The following is a 21009-nucleotide window of genomic DNA, read 5'->3' as shown; positions in this document are numbered from 1 at the left end:
GGGAACGGCAAAGGTTCCGGGCGCAGAACGCCGCAGTGCGGCATGCGTTCCTAGGCGGGCTGATACGCGCGTGGAACCTTGGGCCTGCGGCCGGCTTTTGCTGCCTGAGGCGGGCGATGCGACAAGCCCGGTCACCCCCGGGTGGCCGGCCCATCGGGCGACGACTTTCCATGTTCGACGATCAGCGGCACCTCTCCGAGGACGAGGCGCGCCCGCGGCCGGCCGACGGCCGGGCCGTCGCGCGCGAGCGCGACGTGCTCGATCTCAACCGCGCCGCGCCGGCCGCGGACCGCGAGTCCGACCGGGACACCGCGCGCAAGCCCGGCGCGGACGAGGCCGACGGCGCGCCCGAGGCGCAGGACAGGCAGGCCGACGACGACGCGGCGGATTCCGACGACGACGGGGACGAGGCGCGGCGCCCCAACGTCCTGCGGCGCCACCCGCTCGCGTTCCTGCTCGGCGGGCTCGCGGTCGTCGCGCTCTGCGTCGGCGTGTTCTTCTACTGGCTGCTCTACATGCACCCCTACGAGAGCACCGACGACGCCTTCGTCGACGCGCGCAGCATCTCGATCCAGCCGAAGGTCGGCGGCTACCTCGTGGACGTGCCGGTCACCGACAACCAGCACGTCGGGGCCGGCCAGATCCTCTTCCAGGTCTTCCAGCGCGACTACGACATCGCCCTCGACCAGGCGAAGGCGCAGGTCGCCGCCGACGAGGCCGGCATCAAGAACATCGACGCGCAGATCCAGGCGCAGTACGCCAACATCGAGGTGTCCAAGGCGCAGGTCGCCACCGCCGAGGCGGCGCTGAAGTTCGCCCAGGAGGACGCGGCCCGCTACAAGGACCTCGCCGAGCGCGGCTCCGGCTCGGTCCAGCAGTCGCAGTCGGCGACCTCGACGCTGCAGCAGCGGCAGGCGGCGGTCCAGAGCGCCAATGCCAGCGTGGTCGCCGCGCAGAAGCAGGTCGGCTCGCTCCAGGCCCAGAAGGCCTCGACCCAGGCGCAGCTCGGCCGCGACCGGGCGCAGGTCGAGCAGGCCGAGCTGAACCTCGGCTACACGACGGTCCGCGCCGTGCAGGCCGGCCGCGTCGTGCGGCTCACCGGCGGCGTCGGCCAGCTCGCCCAGGCCGGCCAGACCCTGGCGATGTTCGTGCCCGACGATATCTGGGTGACGGCGAACTTCAAGGAGACGCAGATCACCGACATGCGGCCGGGCCAGCCGGTCGACATCGAGATCGACGCGTATCCCGGCCGCAAGATCCAGGGCACGGTGGCCTCGGTGCAGCCGGGCTCGGGCACGGCCTTCAGCCTGCTGCCGGCGCAGAACGCCACCGGCAACTACGTGAAGGTGACCCAGCGCATCCCGGTCAAGATCGTGGTCAAGACTTGGCCGACGGACGTGTCGATCGGCCCGGGCATGTCGATCGTCCCGACCGTCACGGTGCGGTGAGCAACGTGGCCGGCCGGGGGAGCGCGGCCGCGCCCGGGCGCAGGCCGGGTGCGGGCAAGGCGGCAGGCGGCAAGGCGGCGGGCGGCAGGTCCGCGTCCGGGAAGGCGCCGGGCGGCCACAATCCGTGGCTGATCGCCGGCGTGGTCGCGCTGGCGACCTTCATGGAGGTGCTCGACACCACCATCGCCAACGTGGCCCTGCGCTACATCTCGGGCGGCCTCGCGGTCGGTCCGGACGAGGCGGCCTGGGTGGTGACAAGCTACCTCGTGGCCAACGCGATCACGCTGACGGCGTCGAGCTTCCTGGCCAAGCGCTACGGCCGCAAGGCGTTCTTCATGTGGTCGGTGGGCCTGTTCACCATCTCGTCGATCCTGTGCGGCTTCGCCTGGAGCCTCGAATCGCTGCTGCTGTTCCGGGTGCTGCAGGGGCTCGGCGGCGGCGGCATGGCGCCGCTCGCGCAGTCGATCCTGGCGGATTCCTTCCCGCCGGAGAAGCGCGGCCAGGCCTTCGCGCTCTACGGGGTCGCCATCGTGGTGGCGCCGGTGATCGGCCCGACGCTCGGCGGCTGGCTCTCCGACAACGCCTCCTGGCACTGGTGCTTCCTGATCAACGGGCCGGTGGGGGTCATCGCCCTCGGGCTGATGTACTGGCTGATCGAGGACAGCGACGCGGCCAAGAAGGAGCGCCGCGCCCTGGTGCGCAAGGGCATCCGCTTCGACATCGTCGGCTTCGTGCTGGTCGCCCTGTTCCTCGGCTCGCTGGAGGTGATCCTCGACGAGGGCCAGCGGAAGGACTGGTTCGGCACCTCGACGCTGATGAACGTCTCCGGCGTGCTGATGGTCGTCTCGTTCATCGCCATGATCCCGTGGCTGCTGACCCGGGAGAACCCGGCCGTCGATCTCCGCCTCATCGGCAACCGGCAGTTCGGCTCGTGCTTCCTGGTGATGATGTTCACCGGAGCGATCCTGATCGCGACCACGCAGTTCATCCCGCAGATCACGCAGGAATATTACGGCTACACCGCCACCCTGTCGGGCCTCGTCCTCGGCCCGGGCGGCATCGTCACGGTGGTGATGATGTTCCTCACCGGCCGGGTCTCGTCCTACGTCCAGCCGAAATGGCTGATCGCCACCGGCATGACCATCGTGGCGCTGGGCATGTACGACCTGACGCGGATCGACGGCAGCACGACCTTCGCGTTCTTCGCGTGGTCGCGGGTCTATATCGGTATCGGCCTGCCGATGGTGTTCCTGTCGATCACCTCGGCCTCGTACGAGGGGATCCGCAAGGACCAGACCGATCAGGCCTCGGCGCTGATCAACGTCGCCCGCAACGTCGGCGGCTCGATGGGCGTCTCGCTGGCGCAGAATATCCTGGCCTACCGGAGCCAGTTCCATCAGAGCCGCCTGGTGGAGAGCGTCAACCCGGCCGCGCCGGCCTACCAGGAGACCATGCGGCAGGCGACGCAGTACTTCTCCGAGCACGGCTACGCCGGCGTCGAGGCCCAGAATCAGGCGACGGCGTGGATCGGGAGCGTGCTCAGCACGCAGGTGGCCTACTGGGCCTATATCGACGTGTTCTGGGTGCTCGGCCTCGTCGCCGCCTGCGCGGTCCCGCTGGCCCTGAGCCTGAAGAGCGTCAAGCTCGGCGGCGGGGCGCCGGCCGGGGGGCACTGAGGGCGGTCGCGGCCGGGGCAGTGCCCGGACGCCGGACGCCCCGCCTGCGCGACGGGCCGGCCGCCCCTAGTCCGGATCGTCGGCGGGCTTCTCGCCCGGCGCCGCGAACAGGTCCTCCGGCGCAGCCACGGTGACGCGGCGCTGCGCCACGTCGAGGACCGGCACGAAGGCCTTCGTGAAGGGCAGGAGCGCCGTGGCGCCGCCGTTCGGCGGTCGCAGTTCCAGGAGATCGCCGCCGCCGTAATTCGGCACGGCCACGATCGTCCCGATCAGGGTCCCAGCCTCGTCCACCGCCGCGGCGCCGATCAGGTCGGCGGCGTAGACCTCGTCGTCGTCCTCGGGCGCGGACAGACGGTCCCGGGGAACGTACAGCGCCACGCGGTTGAGCGCCTCCGCGGCGCTGCGGCCCGAGACGCCCTTCACCCGGGCGATCAGCATGTCGGGCGACGGGCCGGGGGCGGGACGCACGTCGGCGAGCGTGAGCGTCCGGCCGTCGGCCGTCACAAGGGTTCCGTAGCCGGCGATCGCCTGCGGATCGCCGGTGTAGGATTTGAGCCGGACCTCGCCGTTGAGGCCGTGCGCCCGCCCGAACTCGCCCAGCAGGACGAGGCTCGGATCGGGCGGCACGGGCAGCGGCGCCGGCCTGGGGGCCGGTGCCTTGGGCGAGGTCGCCGCGTCGGGCGCGATCTTGCCGATCGCCGAGCTCGTGCGGCCTCGGCGGCCGCCGTCGCGGGAGGTGGGACCTGCGGGGCGGCGCGCCATGACCGGTGCGCCTTACGCGGCGGCGTCCTCGGCGGGAGCGGCGGCCTTCTCGGCGCGCTTGGCGGCGCGCTCCTTGGCCTTCTCGCCCGGCTCGGCCTTCTGCGGGTTGTTGCGGGTCGGGCGCTTGGCGAGGCCGGCCTGGTCGAGGAAGCGCAGGACGCGGTCGGTCGGCTGCGCGCCCTTGGCGAGCCAGCTCTGGATCTTCTCGTTGTCGAGCACGATGCGGGCCGGATCGTCCTTGGCCTTCATCGGGTCGTAGGCGCCGACCTTGTCGATGAAGCGGCCGTCGCGCGGGGCGCGGGCGTCGGCGACGACGATGCGGTAGTAGGGGCGCTTCTTGGCGCCGCCGCGGGTGAGACGGATCTTGAGGGCCATGGTCTGACTACTTTCGCTGTTGCTCGATCTGGGACTCGTGGTCCGCCTTGATCGACTGGTGGTGCCGAATGACTTCCTTGACCACGAAGGCCAGAAACTTCTCGGCGAAGTCGGGGTCGAGCTTGGCCTCGACCGCGAGCTTGCGGAGCCGGGCGACCTGACGGGCCTCCCGGTCCGGATCGGAAGGGGGGATCCCCTTTCGGGCCTTGAGCTCGCCGACCCGCTGCGTGCAGCGGAAACGCTCGGCGAGGAGGTGGATCAGCGCCGCATCGAAATTGTCGATGCTGTCCCGCAGGCGCGCGAGTTCGGGATCGACGGCCTGGGCCGCGAGCACGCTCATTTCTTCTTCCCCGGCATGAACCCACCGAGACCCGGCAGCTTCGGACCGCCGAGGCCCGGAAGTCCGGGAAGCTTGGGCATCCCGCCCCCGCCCAGGCCCGGCGGCATCGGCGGCAGCTTGCCGCCGAACTGCTTCTCGAGCTGCGCGATCTGCTCCGGCGTCGGCTCCGGCATGCCGGGCGGGAGACCGGGCATTCCACCGCCCATGCCACCGCCGCCCAGGCCGAACATCGAGCCGAGCGCCTGCCCGATCCCGCGCTTGCCCTGGCCCATCGCCTTCATCATGTCGGCCATGGTCCGGTGCATCTTCAGGAGCTTGTTGATCTCCGAGACGTCGACCCCCGAGCCCGCCGCGATGCGCTTCTTGCGGCTGTTCTTGAGGAGGTCGGGATTCTTCCGCTCCTGCGGGGTCATCGACGAGATGATCGCCCGCTGGCGCTTGAACATCTTCTCGTCGAGGTTGGCGCCCTCGACCTGCTTCTTGATCTGGCCCATCCCGGGCAGCATGCCCATCAGGCCGCCGATGCCGCCCATCTTCTCCATCTGGGCGAGCTGCATGGAGAGGTCCTCCAGGTCGAACTTGCCCTTGCGCATCTTCTCCGCGGTGCGGAGCGCCTGCTCGTGGTCGATGGTCTCGGCGGCCTTCTCGACGAGCGAGACGATGTCGCCCATGCCGAGGATGCGGTTGGCCACGCGGGCCGGGTGGAACTCCTCCAGCGCGTCGACCTTCTCGCCGACGCCGACGAGCTTGATCGGCTTGCCGGTGACGGCGCGCATCGACAGCGCCGCGCCGCCGCGGGAATCGCCGTCCATGCGGGTCAGCACGATGCCGGTGACGCCGAGCCGCTGGTCGAAGGCGCGGGCGGTGTTGACCGCGTCCTGGCCGGTGAGCGCGTCGGCGACGAGCAGCACCTCGTGGGGCCTCGTCGCGGCCTTCACCTCGGCGGCCTCGGCCATCAGGCCCTCGTCCACCGTGGTGCGGCCGGCGGTGTCGAGCATCACCACGTCGAAGCCGCCGAGGCGGGCCGCGTCCATGGCGCGCTTGGCGATCTGCACCGCCGACTGGCCGGCGATGATCGGCAGGCTCTCCACGCCGACCTGCTTGGCCAGCACCGCGAGCTGCTCCATGGCGGCCGGGCGGCGGGTGTCGAGCGAGGCGAGCAGGACCTTGCGCTTCTCGCGGTCGGAGAGGCGCCGGGCGATCTTGGCGGTGGTCGTGGTCTTGCCCGAGCCCTGCAGGCCGACCATCAGGATCGGCACCGGGGCGGGGGCGTTGAGATCGACGGTCTCGGCGTCGGTGCCGAGCATCGCCACGAGCTCGTCGTTGACGATCTTCACGACCATCTGGCCGGGCGTCACCGACTTGAGCACGACGGCGCCGACGGCCTTCTCCTTCACCCGGTCGGTGAAGCCGCGGACCACCTCGAGGGCGACGTCGGCCTCCAGCAGGGCGCGGCGCACCTCGCGCATGGCGGCGGTGACGTCGGCCTCGGTCAGGGCACCGCGACGGGTGAGCCCCGAGAGGATGCCGGAGAGGCGGTCGGAGAGGCCTTCGAACATGTTCCTGACGCCCCGCCGTTACTGCTCGAGCCCGGCGCGCTCGACGCGGCGCGCCTGGAGGGCGGCCTCGAAGCCGCGCACGGCCTTGGCGAACTTGTCCCGGCAGTCCGGGTTGCAGAAGCCCACCACGGCGCCGTTGTAGAGGGTCAGCGAGTCCGCCGAGATCGGCTTGCCCGACCACGGGCAGGTCTCGTTGATCGCGTCCTCGATCTTCAACGCTTCTTGATCTCGCGTCATGCGGGTGCCTCGGCCGGCGGATCCCGTCCTCGCATATCGGCCAACGCCCATCGCGCCCGAGGGCGCGGACGCGCTGTCGGGCGTTGACCTCCGGCCTCGCGGGACCGGTCGGCTTGGCATCGGTCGATCTGCTACGGATCGGGAGGCCGGGGCGTAGCGGCAGCCGGCCGGAAAGTCAATTTTTCGGCCGGCCCGGCGCCGCGACGGTGCCGAAACGGGCCGCCGATCGGTGTTAACTTTTACCGATCGTTAAGCATGTTGGGATTGTCTTCGGGCCATATTCGATCAGGACGCCCGCCGATGTCGGAACCCGCCCGCTCTCACTCGCCGACCGAGTCCGGCAGCTTTCCCGCGACCGGTCCGCTCCGCGACTGGCTGACGGCGATGAAGGCCCAGGCGCCGGCCGAGGCCCGCGGCGATGCCCGGCCCGAGGAGACCCTGCCCGAGGCGAAGCGGCCGCGCAGCGGGGAGACGGCGTGGTCGCCCCGCGTCGTCCCGGCCCCCGAGGCGCCGCGGGCCGCGGCCGAGGATCCCGACATCGCCGAGCTGATGGCCGAGAACCTGATGCTGAAGGCCCGGCTCCGCGTCGAGGCCGAGCGCCAGGACGAGCTGCAGGCCATCCTGGCCGACGAGATCCGGACGCTCCGCGAGCATATCCGCGACGAGATCGGCTCCCTGGAGGATCTCCGGGCCGAGCAGGAGGACGTCCGCGTCGAGCGCGAGGAGTTCCGCGGCGAGCGGGAGCGCTTCCGGGCCGAGCGCGAGGAGCTGCGCGCCGAGCGCGACCGGGCGATCGCCGAGCGGGACGCCCTGCGGGCCGAGCGGCTGACCCTGGCCGGCGAGCGCGACGCCCTGCGCGAGGAGCGCGACCTGTGGCGCGCCCGGACCGAGGCGCTGGCCCAGCCGCTGTTCCAGTCCCAGCGGCGCTGAGCGGCGCTGAGCGGCGCTGAGCGGCGCCGACCGCATGTCCGGACCCTGAAACGCCGAAGGGCCACCCGAGAGGGTGGCCCTTCCATTGCCGAACCGTGTTGTCCGGCGGAACTGTCCCGAGATCGGGTCTCTGACGCGTCTTAGAGCGACGCGCCGGAGGCGACGGTCCAGGTCCGATGAGCCGAGACACACGGCTGATGACAATGAGACACTGGATCACCTCCTTTCGTTGGTTGCGGGTGAGGCGAAGGTAGGTGGCCGCGCCCGGCTTGTGAAGCCCCGCGCCTGCGCCCGTTTGTCCTCCCCGGCCCGGCGCTTCCCCGTCCCGGCGGCCGGGCGTATGACGGGCGCCCCGAGGTCTGCCCGAACCGCCTTGAACGCGCCCTTCGCCAACCCGCCGCGCCCGGCCGACGAGGCCGCGCTCGATCCCGACGCGATGCGCCAGCCGCTCGGCAACGCGTGGTACTGCGTCGGGCAGTCCCGGAGCCTCGGCAGGGCGGGCGGCCGGTCGGCCCTGCGGGCCGTGGCGCTGAACGGCGAGCAGATCGTCCTGGGCCGCGCCCCCGACGGCGCGCCCTTCGCGCTGCGCGACCGCTGCCCCCACCGCGGCATGGCCCTGTCGAAGGGCCGCTTCGACGGCGACACCCTGATGTGCCCGTTCCACGGCTGGCGCTTCGGCACCGACGGGCGCTGCCGCGACGTCCCGACCCTGTCGGAGCACGACGCCGCCGACTTCTCGCGCATCCAGGTGCAGCGCTTCCCCGTGCGGGAGAGCGCCGGCTTCCTCTGGGTCAACCCGCATCTCGGCCCGGCCGCGGGCGCGGTGCCGGAGGTGCCGGCGCTGGAGTTCGAGCCGGCCGGCTCCCTCGTGGTCGAGCTGGAGGTCGAGGCCTCCTTCGACCTGACGACGCTGAGCCTCGTCGATCCCGGGCACGTCGCCTTCGTCCACGATTCGTGGTGGTTCCGGCCCTCCAAGCAGCTCCGCGAGAAGGTGAAGACCTTCCAGCCCGTGCCGCACGGCTTCGTGATGACGAGCCACGCCACCACGACGAGTTCGCCGGTCTACCGCCTGCTCGGCGGCGTCCCCGAGGTCGAGATCGAGTTCCGCCTGCCCGGCGTGCGGCTGGAGCGCATCCGCGCGGGGGCGAAGCGGGTCGCGAACTACACCTTCGCGACGCCGCTGACGCCGGACCGGACGCTGCTCACCAACGCCCTCTACTGGAGCATGCCGGCCCTGAACCTGCTCAAGCCGGTCGCGCGCCCGCTGATGCGGCAGTTCCTGACCCAGGACCAGCAGGTGCTCCAGCACGCGCAGGACGGGCTCGACCGCAAGCCCACCATGGTGCTGTTCGGCCAGGGCGACCTGCCCTCGCAATGGTATTTCCGGCTGAAGCGCGAGGCCCTGGAATCGGCCCGCGACGGGCGCCCGTTCGTCAACCCGCTGGAGCGCCGCGAGCTGCGCTGGCGCTCCTGAGGCGCCGCTACCGCGCCGTCGCGTCGTCGCGGCAGGGCCGGACCGTCTCCGGCCGCGGGCGCGCCTCCGGGGGGGGGGCCGCGAAGATTGCCAGGTAGGCCCCGTCCGCGAGCGGCCGGAAGCCGGTCTCGCGGTAGCCCGCTGCGGCGAGCTCGCAGCGCAGGAGCGCCGGCGGCGTGCCGTGCCGCGACGGGATCGCGTCGGCGTCGACGATCCCGACCCGGGCGCCCGGGCGCATCGCGGCGGCGAGGTTGTGGAGCAGGCCGAAGGGCTGGGTGATCTCGTGGTACATGTGGACGAGGATCGCCGCGTCCACCGAGGCCGGGGGCAGGCGCGGGTCGTGCGGCTCGCCGCGCACGACCGTGACGTTCCCGAGCGCCTTCACCCGCTTCTCCAAGGCCGCCAGGTAGGACGGCGTCACGTCCTCGGCGAGCACGCGGCCCTGCGGCCCGACGCGGGGGCTCAACCGCACCGCGTAGTAGCCGCTGCCGGCGCCGATATCCGCCACCGTCTCGCCGGGCGCGATGCCCATCCCCTCGGCCACCTGCTCGAACTCGCCCGCCCTGTCGCGCTCGGCCTCCGAGGACCAGCGCGGCGCGACGATCTCGGCCACGGGCCGGTCGGGCCTGGGGAAGGCGGCGGCGGGCGCGCCCGGGGGCGCCAGCGGCTCGGCGGCGCGGGCCGGGCCGGCCAGGGCAGCGGTGGCGGCAGCGGCCGCGAGGAGGGCGAGGGCGCGGATCATGGCCGACAACCCGCGGGGCGCGCCGACGGTGCCGGGCCCGTTGACCGTGCCGCACCCCGCGCGCCATCAAGCGCCATGACGCGCGCGGACACGCCCTGGCGGGCCACGATCCTCACCCTCTACCCGGAGATGTTCCCGGGCCCGCTGGGCGTGTCCCTGTCGGGCGACGCCCTGGCGCGGGGCGACTGGACCCTGGAGGCCCGCAACATCCGCGCGCACGGCCTCGGCCGCCACCGCTCGGTGGACGACACGCCGGCCGGCGGCGGGGCCGGGATGGTCCTGCGCTGCGACGTGCTCGGCGCCGCCATCGACGCCGCGACTTACGACGCCGCGACCGGGGCCGACGACCCGCGCCCGCGCCTGCTGATGTCGCCCCGCGGCCGGCCGCTCACCCAGGCCCGCGTGCGCGACCTCGCGGCGGGACCGGGCGCGCTGATCGTCTGCGGCCGCTTCGAGGGCGTCGACGAACGCGTCATCGCCGGGCGCGGCCTGGAGGAGGTCTCGATCGGCGACTACGTGCTGTCCGGCGGCGAGATCGCCGCGCTGGTGGTTCTGGACGCCTGCGTGCGCCTCCTGCCCGGCGTGATGGGCAAGGTGGAATCCGGCGTCGAGGAGAGCTTCGAGGGCGGGCTCCTCGAGTACCCGCACTACACGCGCCCCCGCGACTGGGAGGGCCGCGCGATCCCGGACGTCCTCTCCGGCGGCAACCACGCCGCCATCGCCCGCTGGCGGCGGGCGGAGGCCGAGCGGATCACCGCCGAGCGGCGCCCGGACCTGCGCCCCGGGGGCAGCCCCGGTCAGGCCGGCTCGAGGTCGATCACCGGGCCGTCGCGGTCGTAATCCGGCGGGTCGAGCCGCAGCGGCTGCGGCACCAGCCGCGGTGTCCGGCTCGCCTGCAGGAGGCGGGGAATTAAGGCCCCAATAACCAAGAGTAGAACGGACCAGACCGCCAATATCGCGGCGCTGTGGAAAGTCATCGGCGCACCTCAAACGCTACGCGGCACCTCATTAAGGCTAACGGGCCTGGATTAATCGACTGTTCCCCGCCGCCCGGGGCCGTGTCCCGACCGGGGGCAGCGCCGCGAAGACTGCCGCCAGGACGGGCGCTTGCAAGCCGGCTGGTTTCGGCGCATGCGCGAGCCGGGACGTGCCTCCCCCGGGAGCGCGGCCCTCTGCAAGGATGGATCCGCCATGACCAGCCGCCCCACGCAGCGCCCGCGCGTGCCCCACTTCTCCTCCGGCCCCTGCGCCAAGCGCCCCGGCTGGACCCCGGCCGCGCTGGCCGACGCCGCCCTCGGCCGGTCGCACCGCTCCCCCCTCGGCAAGGCCAAGCTCGGCCGGGCGATCGACCTGACCCGCACGGTCCTGCAGGTGCCCGCCGACTACCGGATCGGCATCGTGCCGGCCTCCGACACCGGCGCCGTCGAGATGGCGATGTGGACGATGCTCGGGCCGAAGCCCGTCGCGGTCGCCGCCTGGGAGGCGTTCGGCAAGGAGTGGGTCACGGACGCGCTGAAGCAGCTCAAGATCGCGCCGCGCATTCACCAGACGCCCTACGGGATCCTGCCGGACCTCGCGGCGATCGACACGAAGAACAGCGACGTGGTCTTCACTTGGAACGGCACCGCGGCCGGCGTGAAGGTGCCGGACGGCGACTGGATCGCGGCCGACCGCGAGGGCCTGACGATCTGCGACGCGACCTCGGCGGCCTTCGCCCAACCCCTGCCCTGGGACAAGCTCGATGTCGTGACCTTCTCCTGGCAGAAGGTGATGGGCGGCGAGGCGGCGCACGGCATGCTGATCCTCTCGCCCCGCGCCGTGGCGCGGCTGGAGAGCCACACGCCGTCCTGGCCGTTGCCGAAGATCTTCCGCCTCACCAAGGTCGGCAAGCTGATCGAGGGCATCTTCAAGGGCGACACGATCAACACGCCCTCGATGCTGGCCGTCGAGGACTACCTCGACACCCTGGACTGGGCCGAGCGGATCGGCGGCCTGAGGGCGCTGCACGCGCGGGCCGACGCCAACGCGAAGGTCGTCTACGACTGGGTCGCGCGCACGCCCTGGATCGCGCCGCTGGCCGCCGATCCCGCCACCTACTCGAACACGGGCGTCTGCCTCGTGATCGCCGATCCGGACGTGCTCGCCCGCGGCGACGCGGCGGTCTCGGCCTTCGCGGCGGGGATCGTCGAGCGCCTCGACCGCGAGGGCGTCGCCCTCGACATCGGCGCCTACCGCGACGCGCCGGCGGGCCTGCGGATCTGGTGCGGTGCCACCGTGGAGACCTCGGATCTGGAAGCGCTGACGCCCTGGCTCGACTGGGCCTTCGCGGAGGAGAAGGCGGCGCTGACGCGGGCGGCGTAAATGCTTCGGGGTCGATGCCCGATCGCCGCCCCGCATCGTCTTTGCGAGCGGAGCGAAGCAATCCAGGGCTTCGCTCCGATTCCGACCGCAGCGCTGCCCTGGGTCGCTTCGCTGCGCTCGCGATGACGGCCTGACGCAACGGAAAACCCCGGTCCTCGCGGAGCCGGGGTTTTCTCGTTCGAGGGACGCGGCCCCGCGGGGCCGCGCCGTCCGTCTCAGTAGTTGTAGGCGCGCTCGCCGTGATCGGCGATGTCGAGACCCTCGCGCTCCTCCTCCTGCGTGACGCGCAGGCCGATCGTCACGTCGACGAGCTTGTAGAGGATCGCCGAGCCGATGCCCGACCACAGCAGGGTCAGGCCGACCGCCTCCGCCTGGACGATGAGCTGGCTCATCATGTCGTAGGCACCGACGGCGAGCTCGCCCGGCTTCGAGGTGTAGTCGGGGATGCCGACGCCGCCGAGGTTCGGGTCGACCAGGATGCCGGTCGCCAGCGCGCCCAGGATGCCGCCGATGCAGTGGACGCCGAAGACGTCCAGCGAGTCGTCGTAGCCCAGCGCGTTCTTCACGGTGGAGCACATCACGAAGCAGACCACGCCGGCGACGAGGCCGAGCACGATCGAGCCCATCGGGCCGGCGAAGCCGGAGGCCGGGGTGACCGCGACGAGGCCGGCGACCGCGCCCGACAGCATGCCGAGCAGGGACGGCTTGCCCTTGAGGGCCCACTCGGCGAACAGCCACGCCACCGCGGCGCCGCAGGTCGCCACGAAGGTGTTGAGCATCGCGAGGGCGGCGGTGCCGTTGGACTCGAGGTTCGAGCCGGCGTTGAAGCCGAACCAGCCGACCCACAGCAGCGAGGCGCCGATCATCGTCATGGTCAGGGAGTGCGGGGCGAGCAGGTCGCGGCCGTAGCCGATGCGCTTGCCCATGATCAGGCAGCCGACGAAGCCGGCGATGCCCGCGTTGATGTGCACGACCGTGCCGCCCGCGAAGTCGAGGGCGCCCTTCTGGAAGAGGAAGCCGGCATCCTTGTTGACCGCGTCGAGGGCCGCCTGGGCGGTCGCCTTCGAGGCGTCGTCGGTGGCGGCGGCCAGCGCCTTCGCGGCGTTGCCGACGGCGTCCGGGCCGGCCCAGTACCAGACCATGTGGGCCATCGGGAAGTAGATGATCGTGACCCAGAGGATCGTGAACACCACCAGCGCGGAGAACTTCATCCGCTCGGCGAAGGCGCCGACGATCAGCGCGGGCGTGATCATGGCGAACGTCATCTGGAAGCACAGATAGGCGTATTCCGGGATCACGACGCCGTTCGAGAAGGTCGCGACCGTCGAGTTCGCGTCGACGCCCTTCAGGAAGGCCTTCGAGAGGCCGCCGACGAAGTCGTTGAGGCCGCCGCCGCTGGTGAAGGCGAGGCTGTAGCCGTAGAACACCCAGAGCAGGCCGACGATCGACACGATCGCGAACACCTGGGTCAGCACCGACAGCATGTTCTTGGTGCGCACGAGGCCGCCGTAGAACAGCGCGAGGCCCGGGATGCTCATCATCAGCACCAGGGCCGACGAGATCAGCATCCAGGCCGTGTCGCCCTTGTTGGGGATCGGCGAGGGCGGCGGCGAGGCGGCTTCGGGTGTCGGGGTCTGCGCGAGGGACGGCTCGATCAGGAGGGCGGCGATCGCCGCTCCTCCCAAGCCGAGCATGAGGGCATGACGAAGTTTCATGGGCACGTGGCTCCCGGTCTCAAGTCCGTAGTGTTTCAGGAGGTCTGGGGATCGGCGGGCCCGGGCGCACCGGGCCGCGGATCAGAGGGCGTCGGCGTCGGTCTCGCCGGTCCGGATGCGCACCGCCTTCTCCAGCGGCATCACGAAGATCTTGCCGTCGCCGATCTGGCCGGTCCGCGCGGCCCCCGCGATGGCGTCGATCACGCTGGACGTCAGGTCCGAGGCGACGGCGACCTCGATCTTCAGCTTCGGCAGGAAGCTGACGGCGTATTCCGCGCCGCGGTAGATCTCGGTGTGGCCCTTCTGGCGGCCATAACCCTTCACCTCCGTCACCGTCAGGCCGTGCACGCCGATTCCGGTGAGCGCGTCGCGCACCTCCTCGAGCTTGAACGGCTTGATGATGGCCATCACGATTTTCATGGGCGACGCCCCCTTCGAAGTCCTCGGGAACCGTTGCCGTCACCCGACCTGCGGGACGAGCCGACCCGGACCGTCCGCAGGCTCGGGATGACCCGCGGTCGAAGGCCGCTATTCAAGGACTATGCCAGACAAGCTTGGCCGGGAACATTTTCGCCGGTCGCCATTTTGCCCATCGATTAGCCCGATGCGGCCAGATCGCGGGCAGGTCCCGTCGCGCTGCCGCACAAAGGCGAGGCAATCTGCCCAATTCCGTGCATCTCGCCCCGTTGCGTGCCGGCAACACACGCGCGGCAACGCGATTTAATCCCGCGTCGGGCGAATCAGACCCTCCTGGGCCACCGACGCCACGAGGTTGCCGGCCCGGTCGAAGATCTGGCCCCGGGCGAAGCCGCGGGCGCCGCCCGCGACGGGGCTGTCCTGGGCGTAGAGCAGCCAGTCGTCGATCTTCACGGGCCGGTGGAACCAGAGCGCGTGGTCGAGGCTCGCGGCCTGGATCGTCGGGTCGAACACCGAGCGCGCGTGCGGGATCAGCGAGACGTCGAGGAGGGTCATGTCGGACGCGTAAGCCAGCACGGCCCGGTGGAGTGCCGGATCGTCCGGCAGCGCCGAGGCCGCGCGCAGCCAGACATTGAAGATCGGGTCCGGCGCCCGGCCGCCCGCGCCGGCGGGCAGATAGCGGTTCAGGTCGACCGGCCGCAGCGCGATCGGCCGCTCGCGGCCGAAATAGGCGGCGATCGCCTCCGGCATCCCGGTGCCGCCGGCCGCCGCCAGGGCCTTGCCGTCGAGGAGCCCCTCGGGCCCGGCCACCGCCGGCATCGCCGGCTGGTGCGTGAGCCCCTCCTCGACGACCTGATAGGATACCGTCGTGGCGAAGATCGCGCGCCCGTGCTGGATCGCCTTGACCCGGCGGGTCGTGAAGCTCCGCCCGTCCCGGATCCGCTCGACCTCGTAGACGATGGGCGTGCGCGGGTCGCCGGGCAGCATGAAGTAGGCGTGGAGGGAGTGGGCGGGACGGTCGTCGGGCACCGTCCGGGTCGCGGCGACCAGGGCCTGCGCCACCACCTGCCCGCCGAAGACGCGCCGCCAGCCTGTCTTAGGGTTCTGGCCGCGGAACAGGTCGACCTCCAGGCGCTCCAGGTCGAGGATGGCGATCAGCTCGGCGACGGCGTCCGTCATCGCGTCGGTGTTGGCGTCGGTCATGACCCGCGGGGTTTCCGTTCGTTTCCCGCGTGCGACATAGGCTTTTCGGACGAACCAATCCACGCGTCCCGCGCGGGACCCCTAGGAGATCCGCCCCGATGACGGCCGAGACGCCTCGCCCCGGCAGCCGCAGCCTCCTGATCGCCGGCGGCGGCCTGCCCAGCCTCGCCCTGGCCCTCGCCCTGAAGCAGGCCCACGGGCCGGCGCTGGCCGTGACGGTGATCGACCCGGGCGCCGCCGACCCCGCCCGGCATCGCGGCCGCGCCTACGCCCTCGCGGCGGGCGGGCGGCGCATGCTGGAGCGCCTCGGCCTGTGGGCCCGGGTCGCCGACGCGGCCGAGCCGATCGGCGAGATGGTGATCAGCGACAGCCGCCTCGCCGACCCGGTGCGGCCGGTCTTCCTGACCTTCGGCCGCGAGGCGGACGCGGAGCGCGACGACGGCGAGCCCTTCGCCCACATGATCGAGGCCGAGCCGCTCGCCGCGGCCCTCGCGGAGGCCTGCCGGGCGGCGGGGGTCGCGATCGTCGCCGCCGGGGTCGTGCGCGCGGTGCCGGAGGGGGCCGCGATCCGCGCGGCGCTCACCACCGGCGAGACCCTGCGGGGCGACCTGCTGGTGGCCGCCGACGGCGCGCGCTCGCGGCTGCGCGAGGCGGCACGGATCGGCTGGGTCGGCTGGTCCTACCCGCAGGTCGGGATCGTGGCGACGATCGGCCACGCCCGGCCGCACGAAGGCCGCGCCTTCGAGCACTTCCTGCCCGCGGGCCCGTTCGCGATCCTGCCGCTGCGGGACGGCGGCCCCCTGGGGCACCGCTCCTCCATCGTCTGGACCGAGCGGTCGGACGACGCCGAGGCCCTGCTCTCCGGCGGCCCCGACGAGGTGCTCGCCGAGATCGAGCGCCGGTTCACCCTGGATCTCGGCGCGCTCGCGCTGGAGCACGGACCCAGCCGTCACCCCCTCGCCTTCGGCATCGCCCGCGCCTTCCGCGCCGAGCGCCTCGCCCTGCTGGGCGACGCGGCGCACGTGATCCACCCGATCGCCGGCCAGGGCCTCAATCTCGGGCTCGCGGACGCAGCGGCGCTGGCCGAATCCGTGACCGGCGCGCTGCGCCTCGGCCTCGACCCCGGCAGCCCCGACGTGCTGCGCGCCTACGAGCGCGCCCGGCGCTTCGACAGCTTCGCCATGGCGGCGGCCACCGACGGGCTGAACCGGCTGTTCTCGAACGACGCCCTGCCGCTGCGGCTCGCCCGCGATCTCGGCCTCGGGATCGTGGACCGGCTGCCGGGGCTCAAGCGCTTCTTCATCGGCGAGGCCGCGGCCGCGCGCGACTCGCGGCCCCGGCTGATGCGGGGCGAGGCGCTCTGAGGTGCCCGCGGGCCGCGCGCGTCAGGCCCGCCCGGGCGCGGGTCGGCCTTCGCGCGCTCCGGGGCGGAGCGCGTCCGCGGCCCGCCGCCGCCCGAGCGCCCGCGCGGCGCAGATCGCCAGGACGGCGATGACCAGCCCGGCGATCACGTCGACGAAGTAGTGGCCGCCGTCGATCGGCGTGGCGGCGATGAGGAGGACGTTGACGAGGAGGGCCGGGATCCGGGCCGCGCGCAGGTGCCAGAAGGCCCAGATGTAGAGGGCCCCCAGCGCCGCGTGGAAGCTCGGGAACGTGATGATGCCCTCGACGTGGTCGAGGGAGATCGTCCGGAGCGTGCCCTCGCGCAGGCCGGTCAGGTCCGCGACGTGGACGTAGGACGCGGCCGGTTGCAGGTTGGGGAAATCCGCCGGGGACAGGCCCAGGTACACGAAGTTCGCCAGGGCCGGCGTCAGCGCCGAGATCAGGACCGTCACCGTGCCGGCGAGGGCGAAGGCCAGGACGAAGTCCCGCAGGGCCCGCAGCCGGCCGCTGAAGCCCAGCAGGATGACCGCCAGCATGGTCTGCAGGATCAGGCTCCGGTAGGCCAGCGAGAGCGCCAGCCCGAGCCGCGGATGGCCGTCCACGAAGGCGAGGTAGGCGCGCCAGTCCAGTCCGAGCCGCCGGTCCCAGGCGTCGAAGGTCGAATCCCAGAGCGGGCCGCCGGTGCTCGCGACGGTGTACGACAGCGCGGCCGCGCAGGCGCTGAAGGCGATGACCTGCGCCAGCGCGCTGAGCGTCGCGGCGATGCGCGGCTCGGGGCGTCGCGTGCGGTAGACCTGCGCCAGGACCTCGAGCCCGCCGCAGGCCGCGAGGGTGACGAGGGCGCTGTCCCAGGCGAAGTGCAGCCCGGCGACCGCCATCCAGACGATCGTGGCGACCAGCGTGGCGGCGATGAGGGGCCACGCGCCGACGCCGCCGCGCGGGCGCTCAGCGAACATCGGGGCCCCTGGCGTGTGGCGCTGTCATCGAGGGTCTTGCGGCCGGAATGCCGGCGGATCGTCCCGCACAAGTCTTAAGGATCCGCCCCGGACAAGCCCGGCCGCGCGCGACGCCGGCGGCCGGCGAGCCCGTCGACCAAGCCGTCGACCGCGCTGTCGACAACACTGTTGGCGGCCGCGCGGACGGCCCGGATCGGCCCGCGCAGCCCGCGGGCCGCGATCAGGTGCAGGGGCAGGCCGATTGCAGCGAGCAGCACCAGGCCGTCCCACCGGTCCCAGGCGGGCCAGTGCGGCGCCAGGAGGAGGAAGACGCCGCTGACGATGTAGAGTTCGAAGCTCGCCCGCCCCAGCAGGCCGGCCGCGGCGCGCGACGGGCCGCGCAGCCGGCCGACGATCGCCAGCGCGAACGCCGAGCCCGCCGTGGCCGTCACGGCGAACAGCGCCGGGTCGCCGTACTGCCCGGTCGCGACGTGGACGAAGTTCCGCGGCGCGCAGAGCAGGAGCACCGCGAGGCCGCAGGCGCCGAGCGGCGCCGACACGTCGAACGCCCGTGGCCCGAGCCTCAGGCCCGCGACGTAGAACGGCAGGGCGCCCACGAGCGCGTGGACCTGCCAGTACGGGAACGCCCGCGCGCTGCAGGTCCACGACAGGGCCAGGGCGCCGCCCAGAACGATCCAGTAGCCGCCCGGGAAGGTCGCCGCGCGCGCGGCGGCGTCGATCACCCGCACAAGCCCCAGGGCGACCAGGAACCAGAGCACGCCCAGACCGAAGTCGCGGCCGCACAGCGCGTCGCCCAGCGCGTCCCCGGGCGACAGGGTGCCGGCGAGGGCCTGGGGCACCAGCGCGAGAGTGCCGAACGCCAGCGTCACCGCCACGAGCCGCAGCGCGGAGCGGCAGGCTTCGCCGAGACTCGCCTCGCCCTTGATCCGGTCGACCATCCCGCAGAGCAGGAAGAAGAACGGCATGTGGAAGGCGTAGATGACCCGCCAGACCGCGAGGGCCGGCCCCGGCTCGGGCCCCGACGGGCCGTAGAAGACAGGCTGCAGCAGGTGGCCGGAGAGGACCAGCAGCACGGCGAGACCGCGCGCGGCGTCGAGCTGCAGGTCGCGGGGTGAGGGCATCGGGTCGGTTCGCGGCGTCGGAGCGCCGATGATGCCGCGCCGAGCCTTAGCAAGCCGTGTCACCGGATCGCGGGATTCAACCTAGATTACGCCTCGTCGGCGCGGCGCGGCGGACGCCGCCGGCGACCGCGCTTCAGCCGGCGACGAGCGCCCGCGCCCGGCGCAGCCACCGCAGGGACGCCTCGACGAGGGTCGGGCTGCGGTGCTTGAGGATCGCCGATTTCAGGAGCGTCCTCGGCACCTCCCAGAGCTGGACGGACCCGACCGGGAAATGCGCCACGTCGCCCGGCGTCAGGTGGTGGCGGCTGCCGTCGGCGTCGGTGACGAAGACCTCGCCGTCGAGGATGGTGATGATCTCGTCGGCGTGGTGGGTCCAGCGGAACGTGCTGGCCGTGGTGCGCCACAGGTAGACCTGCGCGCTGCCGTCATGGGTCTGCGAGACCTCAGCGACCTCGGTGACGGGGTCGCCGGAGACGACCCAGTCCGCCGGGATCGGCGCCGGGGCGAAGGCGGCGCCGCCCGACCGGACCGCCGTGCTGGCGACGGGACGACCCCGCTCGTGCAGCCGGATCTCCGCCGCGAGGCCGACCAGGGCGAGGCCGACGAGGAGGGCGGCGGCGGTGAGCGGCTTCTTCACGTTGGGCTCCCCACCCCGGCGCGGACGGTTCCGTCCGCGCATCGCCCGCAAGGGGTAGAGGGTCGGATGGTCTCGTTCCAGCCCGCGACGCCGAACTTCGCGCGTTTAGCTTAACCCGGGCGCGCCGGCCGATCAGGCGGCGTCCGCCCGGCGCTCCGCGATCCAGCGCGTCGCGTCGGCCCGCGGGGCGACCACGTCGGTGTCGATGCGCAGCTGCGGGCTGTAGGCCGGATCCTCCGCGATCACGTCGCCCCAGCGGCGCAGGAAGCGGGCGATCTGCGAGCCCGGCGCGAAGCTGGTCTGCCGCGAGGCGCTCTCGTGATGCGCCATCTCGGCGAAGGGCGTGTAGACGATGCGGTAGCCGAGCTGCCGCATCTTCAGGCACAGGTCGACGTCGTTGAAGTCGAGGGCGAAGCCCTCGTCGAAGCCGTTGACCGCCTCCAGCACCGCCTTGCGAGTGGCGAAGAGCGCCCCGGTCACCGCCGAGCAGTCGCGCTGCGTCAGCGCCCAGTCGCCGTAGGTCGGCTCGGCCGCGTCCCGGTTGTACCAGGGGTGGGCGAACACGTCGAAGATGCCGCCGGTCATGCCGGCATGCTGGATCTTGCCCGTGGGGAACAGCAGCCGGCCGCCGGCGCCGCCGACGCCGCGGTCCAGCGCGAAGGTCAGGAGCGCCTCGATCCAGCCGGGCCGGCGCACGACGAGGTCGTCGTTCATCAGGATGACGAGGTCGGTCTCGGCCGCGCGCCAGAGCGTGTTCATCTTGGCCGCGTAGTTGAACCGCTCGCCCGAAGCCCGGGTGGTCAGCAGGCGGGTCACGGTGAAGCGGTCGGAGCGGCCGCGGTAGATCGCGTCGTCGGCCACGTCGTCGCCGATCAGCACGCGGATCCGGTCGGCCGGGTAGGTGCTGCGGCCGAGACTGTCGAGCAGGTTGATCACGTGGGGCTTCGCGCCCTCGACGGCGCGGCCCTGATCGTCCTTCGGGCGGCTCTGGTTGGTTGGCACGACCAGGGTCACGGGCGGCCGCGCGTCGAAGCTCCGGCGGATCTCCAGCGTGTCCGGGGTCAGCCCCGGGGCGGCGCGCAGCGGCATGCCGGAGGCCTCGAACCAGCGGTCGAGGGCGTGGGCGCGCGCCGTGCGCGTCGCCTTCGGGCGCTCCAGCGGCGAGGCGATCAGGGTCTGGGGGATCCGGTCGATGCCGATCCCCGCGGAGATCGCGCCGAGCAGGAATCGGAACCACGCGGCGCTGCCGTGGCGCAGGCCGAAATCGGGGCTCAGGCCGGCCAGGGCCGAGACGCGGATCAGCAGCGGGAAGCCGATATAGTCGTCGGCCATCAGGAGGGCCGGGTTGAAGGCCGGCTTGCAGTGGACGCTGCGGACCTGGCCGGCGCCGTCCACCACGGCGTCGTCGCCGTAGAAGATACCGATATCGGGCCGCTCCGCCAGCGCGCGCGTCAGGTGCGCCGCGAGGTCGGGGCGCAGCTCGGAGACGGCGGGCGCGACGAAGATCGCCCGGCAGGCGGGGAACTGGCCGGCCGCGACCTGGGCGAGCCGGCGCTCGTCGAGGGGGCGGAACTGCCCGTCGAGGGGCAGCGGCAGGATCGCGTCCGGCCACGGGAGCGTGCCCCACGAGGCCGACGGGGCCGGGACCGGCTTCTTCTTCAACACGGGTCGCG

The 21009-nt window shown here is 72.5% G+C and carries 20 protein-coding genes; 7 read left to right on the top strand and 13 right to left on the bottom strand.

Annotation, left to right across the window (positions count from 1 at the left end):
- The first annotated feature begins 170 nt into the window (after nucleotides 1–170).
- Both ACQKQD_RS14300 and ACQKQD_RS14295 read left to right on the top strand, forming a co-directional pair.
- A complete protein-coding gene (locus ACQKQD_RS14300; RefSeq protein WP_427508662.1) occupies nucleotides 171–1448 on the top strand; it encodes an HlyD family secretion protein in 1278 nt (425 codons plus the stop codon).
- Nucleotides 1449–1453: 5 nt separating this feature from the next.
- Nucleotides 1454–3124, top strand: coding sequence for a DHA2 family efflux MFS transporter permease subunit (locus ACQKQD_RS14295; protein WP_427508730.1), 1671 nt, complete (start codon nucleotides 1454–1456; stop codon nucleotides 3122–3124).
- A gap of 66 nt (nucleotides 3125–3190) precedes the next feature.
- On the opposite strand, the gene rimM is transcribed toward ACQKQD_RS14295, so the two are convergent.
- The 5 genes from rimM to ACQKQD_RS14270 are packed head-to-tail and all read right to left on the bottom strand — an operon-like array spanning nucleotide 3191 to nucleotide 6397.
- Nucleotides 3191–3886 carry a ribosome maturation factor RimM gene (gene rimM / locus ACQKQD_RS14290; protein ID WP_427508661.1) on the bottom strand — a complete coding sequence of 232 codons (696 nt, stop codon included), beginning with the start codon at nucleotides 3884–3886 and terminating at the stop codon, nucleotides 3191–3193.
- 12 nt (nucleotides 3887–3898) lie between these two features.
- Nucleotides 3899–4261 carry a 30S ribosomal protein S16 gene (rpsP, locus tag ACQKQD_RS14285; protein WP_020092607.1) on the bottom strand — a complete coding sequence of 121 codons (363 nt, stop codon included), beginning with the start codon at nucleotides 4259–4261 and terminating at the stop codon, nucleotides 3899–3901.
- Between the two features lie 7 nt (nucleotides 4262–4268).
- Nucleotides 4269–4601 (bottom strand): chorismate mutase, encoded by a 333-nt coding sequence (locus tag ACQKQD_RS14280; protein WP_012320554.1) that lies wholly within the window; start codon nucleotides 4599–4601, stop codon nucleotides 4269–4271.
- The gene (ffh, locus tag ACQKQD_RS14275) at nucleotides 4598–6160 is read right to left on the bottom strand and encodes a signal recognition particle protein (RefSeq protein WP_091976807.1); all 1563 of its coding nucleotides are present in this window, start codon (nucleotides 6158–6160) and stop codon (nucleotides 4598–4600) included. The genes ACQKQD_RS14280 and ffh overlap by 4 nt, the downstream gene beginning before the upstream one ends.
- 18 nt (nucleotides 6161–6178) lie before the next feature.
- Nucleotides 6179–6397 carry a glutathione S-transferase gene (locus ACQKQD_RS14270; protein WP_026604841.1) on the bottom strand — a complete coding sequence of 73 codons (219 nt, stop codon included), beginning with the start codon at nucleotides 6395–6397 and terminating at the stop codon, nucleotides 6179–6181.
- Nucleotides 6398–6697: 300 nt separating this feature from the next.
- On the opposite strand from ACQKQD_RS14270, the gene ACQKQD_RS14265 reads away from it, so the two are divergent.
- Both ACQKQD_RS14265 and ACQKQD_RS14260 read left to right on the top strand, forming a co-directional pair.
- Entirely contained in the window at nucleotides 6698–7327 is a 630-nt protein-coding gene (locus ACQKQD_RS14265) for an ATPase (RefSeq protein WP_427508660.1), read from the top strand.
- Nucleotides 7328–7763: 436 nt separating this feature from the next.
- Nucleotides 7764–8801, top strand: a complete 1038-nt coding sequence (locus ACQKQD_RS14260) for an aromatic ring-hydroxylating oxygenase subunit alpha (protein ID WP_427508729.1) — start codon at nucleotides 7764–7766, stop codon at nucleotides 8799–8801.
- A 7-nt stretch (nucleotides 8802–8808) separates the two neighbouring features.
- Here ACQKQD_RS14260 and ACQKQD_RS14255 read toward each other — a convergent pair whose 3' ends face one another.
- Nucleotides 8809–9543: a class I SAM-dependent methyltransferase gene (locus ACQKQD_RS14255; protein WP_427508659.1), complete on the bottom strand. Its 735-nt coding sequence runs from the start codon at nucleotides 9541–9543 to the stop codon at nucleotides 8809–8811.
- Between the two features lie 75 nt (nucleotides 9544–9618).
- On the opposite strand from ACQKQD_RS14255, the gene trmD reads away from it, so the two are divergent.
- On the top strand, nucleotides 9619–10383 hold the full coding sequence (gene trmD / locus ACQKQD_RS14250) for a tRNA (guanosine(37)-N1)-methyltransferase TrmD (RefSeq protein WP_020092613.1): 765 nt from the start codon (nucleotides 9619–9621) through the stop codon (nucleotides 10381–10383).
- A 351-nt stretch (nucleotides 10384–10734) separates the two neighbouring features.
- On the top strand, nucleotides 10735–11904 hold the full coding sequence (locus tag ACQKQD_RS14245) for a phosphoserine transaminase (RefSeq protein ID WP_427508658.1): 1170 nt from the start codon (nucleotides 10735–10737) through the stop codon (nucleotides 11902–11904).
- A 215-nt stretch (nucleotides 11905–12119) separates the two neighbouring features.
- Here the strand turns inward: ACQKQD_RS14245 and ACQKQD_RS14240 are convergent, their stop codons facing one another.
- The 3 genes from ACQKQD_RS14240 to tesB form a co-directional block, all read right to left on the bottom strand.
- Nucleotides 12120–13619, bottom strand: a complete 1500-nt coding sequence (locus ACQKQD_RS14240; RefSeq protein WP_091679542.1) for an ammonium transporter — start codon at nucleotides 13617–13619, stop codon at nucleotides 12120–12122.
- Nucleotides 13620–13700: 81 nt separating this feature from the next.
- Nucleotides 13701–14039 carry a P-II family nitrogen regulator gene (locus ACQKQD_RS14235; RefSeq protein ID WP_010683623.1) on the bottom strand — a complete coding sequence of 113 codons (339 nt, stop codon included), beginning with the start codon at nucleotides 14037–14039 and terminating at the stop codon, nucleotides 13701–13703.
- Between the two features lie 300 nt (nucleotides 14040–14339).
- Entirely contained in the window at nucleotides 14340–15239 is a 900-nt protein-coding gene (gene tesB, locus ACQKQD_RS14230; RefSeq protein WP_091976800.1) for an acyl-CoA thioesterase II, read from the bottom strand.
- A 98-nt stretch (nucleotides 15240–15337) separates the two neighbouring features.
- On the opposite strand from tesB, the gene ACQKQD_RS14225 reads away from it, so the two are divergent.
- Nucleotides 15338–16603 (top strand): FAD-dependent monooxygenase, encoded by a 1266-nt coding sequence (locus ACQKQD_RS14225; protein WP_100251403.1) that lies wholly within the window; start codon nucleotides 15338–15340, stop codon nucleotides 16601–16603.
- A gap of 21 nt (nucleotides 16604–16624) precedes the next feature.
- On the opposite strand, the gene ACQKQD_RS14220 is transcribed toward ACQKQD_RS14225, so the two are convergent.
- The 4 genes from ACQKQD_RS14220 to ACQKQD_RS14205 form a co-directional block, all read right to left on the bottom strand.
- A complete protein-coding gene (locus tag ACQKQD_RS14220) occupies nucleotides 16625–17578 on the bottom strand; it encodes a phosphatase PAP2 family protein (RefSeq protein WP_427508657.1) in 954 nt (317 codons plus the stop codon).
- Nucleotides 17579–17652: 74 nt separating this feature from the next.
- Nucleotides 17653–18699, bottom strand: coding sequence for an acyltransferase family protein (locus ACQKQD_RS14215; RefSeq protein ID WP_427508656.1), 1047 nt, complete (start codon nucleotides 18697–18699; stop codon nucleotides 17653–17655).
- A 133-nt stretch (nucleotides 18700–18832) separates the two neighbouring features.
- Nucleotides 18833–19336: a cupin domain-containing protein gene (locus ACQKQD_RS14210; protein ID WP_020092621.1), complete on the bottom strand. Its 504-nt coding sequence runs from the start codon at nucleotides 19334–19336 to the stop codon at nucleotides 18833–18835.
- A gap of 132 nt (nucleotides 19337–19468) precedes the next feature.
- On the bottom strand, nucleotides 19469–21001 hold the full coding sequence (locus tag ACQKQD_RS14205) for a glycosyltransferase family 2 protein (RefSeq protein ID WP_427508655.1): 1533 nt from the start codon (nucleotides 20999–21001) through the stop codon (nucleotides 19469–19471).
- Between the last annotated feature and the right edge of the window lie 8 nt (nucleotides 21002–21009).

The sequence above is a fragment of the Methylobacterium sp. NPDC080182 genome (genome assembly GCF_050281105.1).
Taxonomy (GTDB): Bacteria; Pseudomonadota; Alphaproteobacteria; order Rhizobiales; family Beijerinckiaceae; genus Methylobacterium.
Note: the sequence above shows the minus strand (reverse complement) of the source record. Positions and strands in the feature narration are given on the sequence as shown.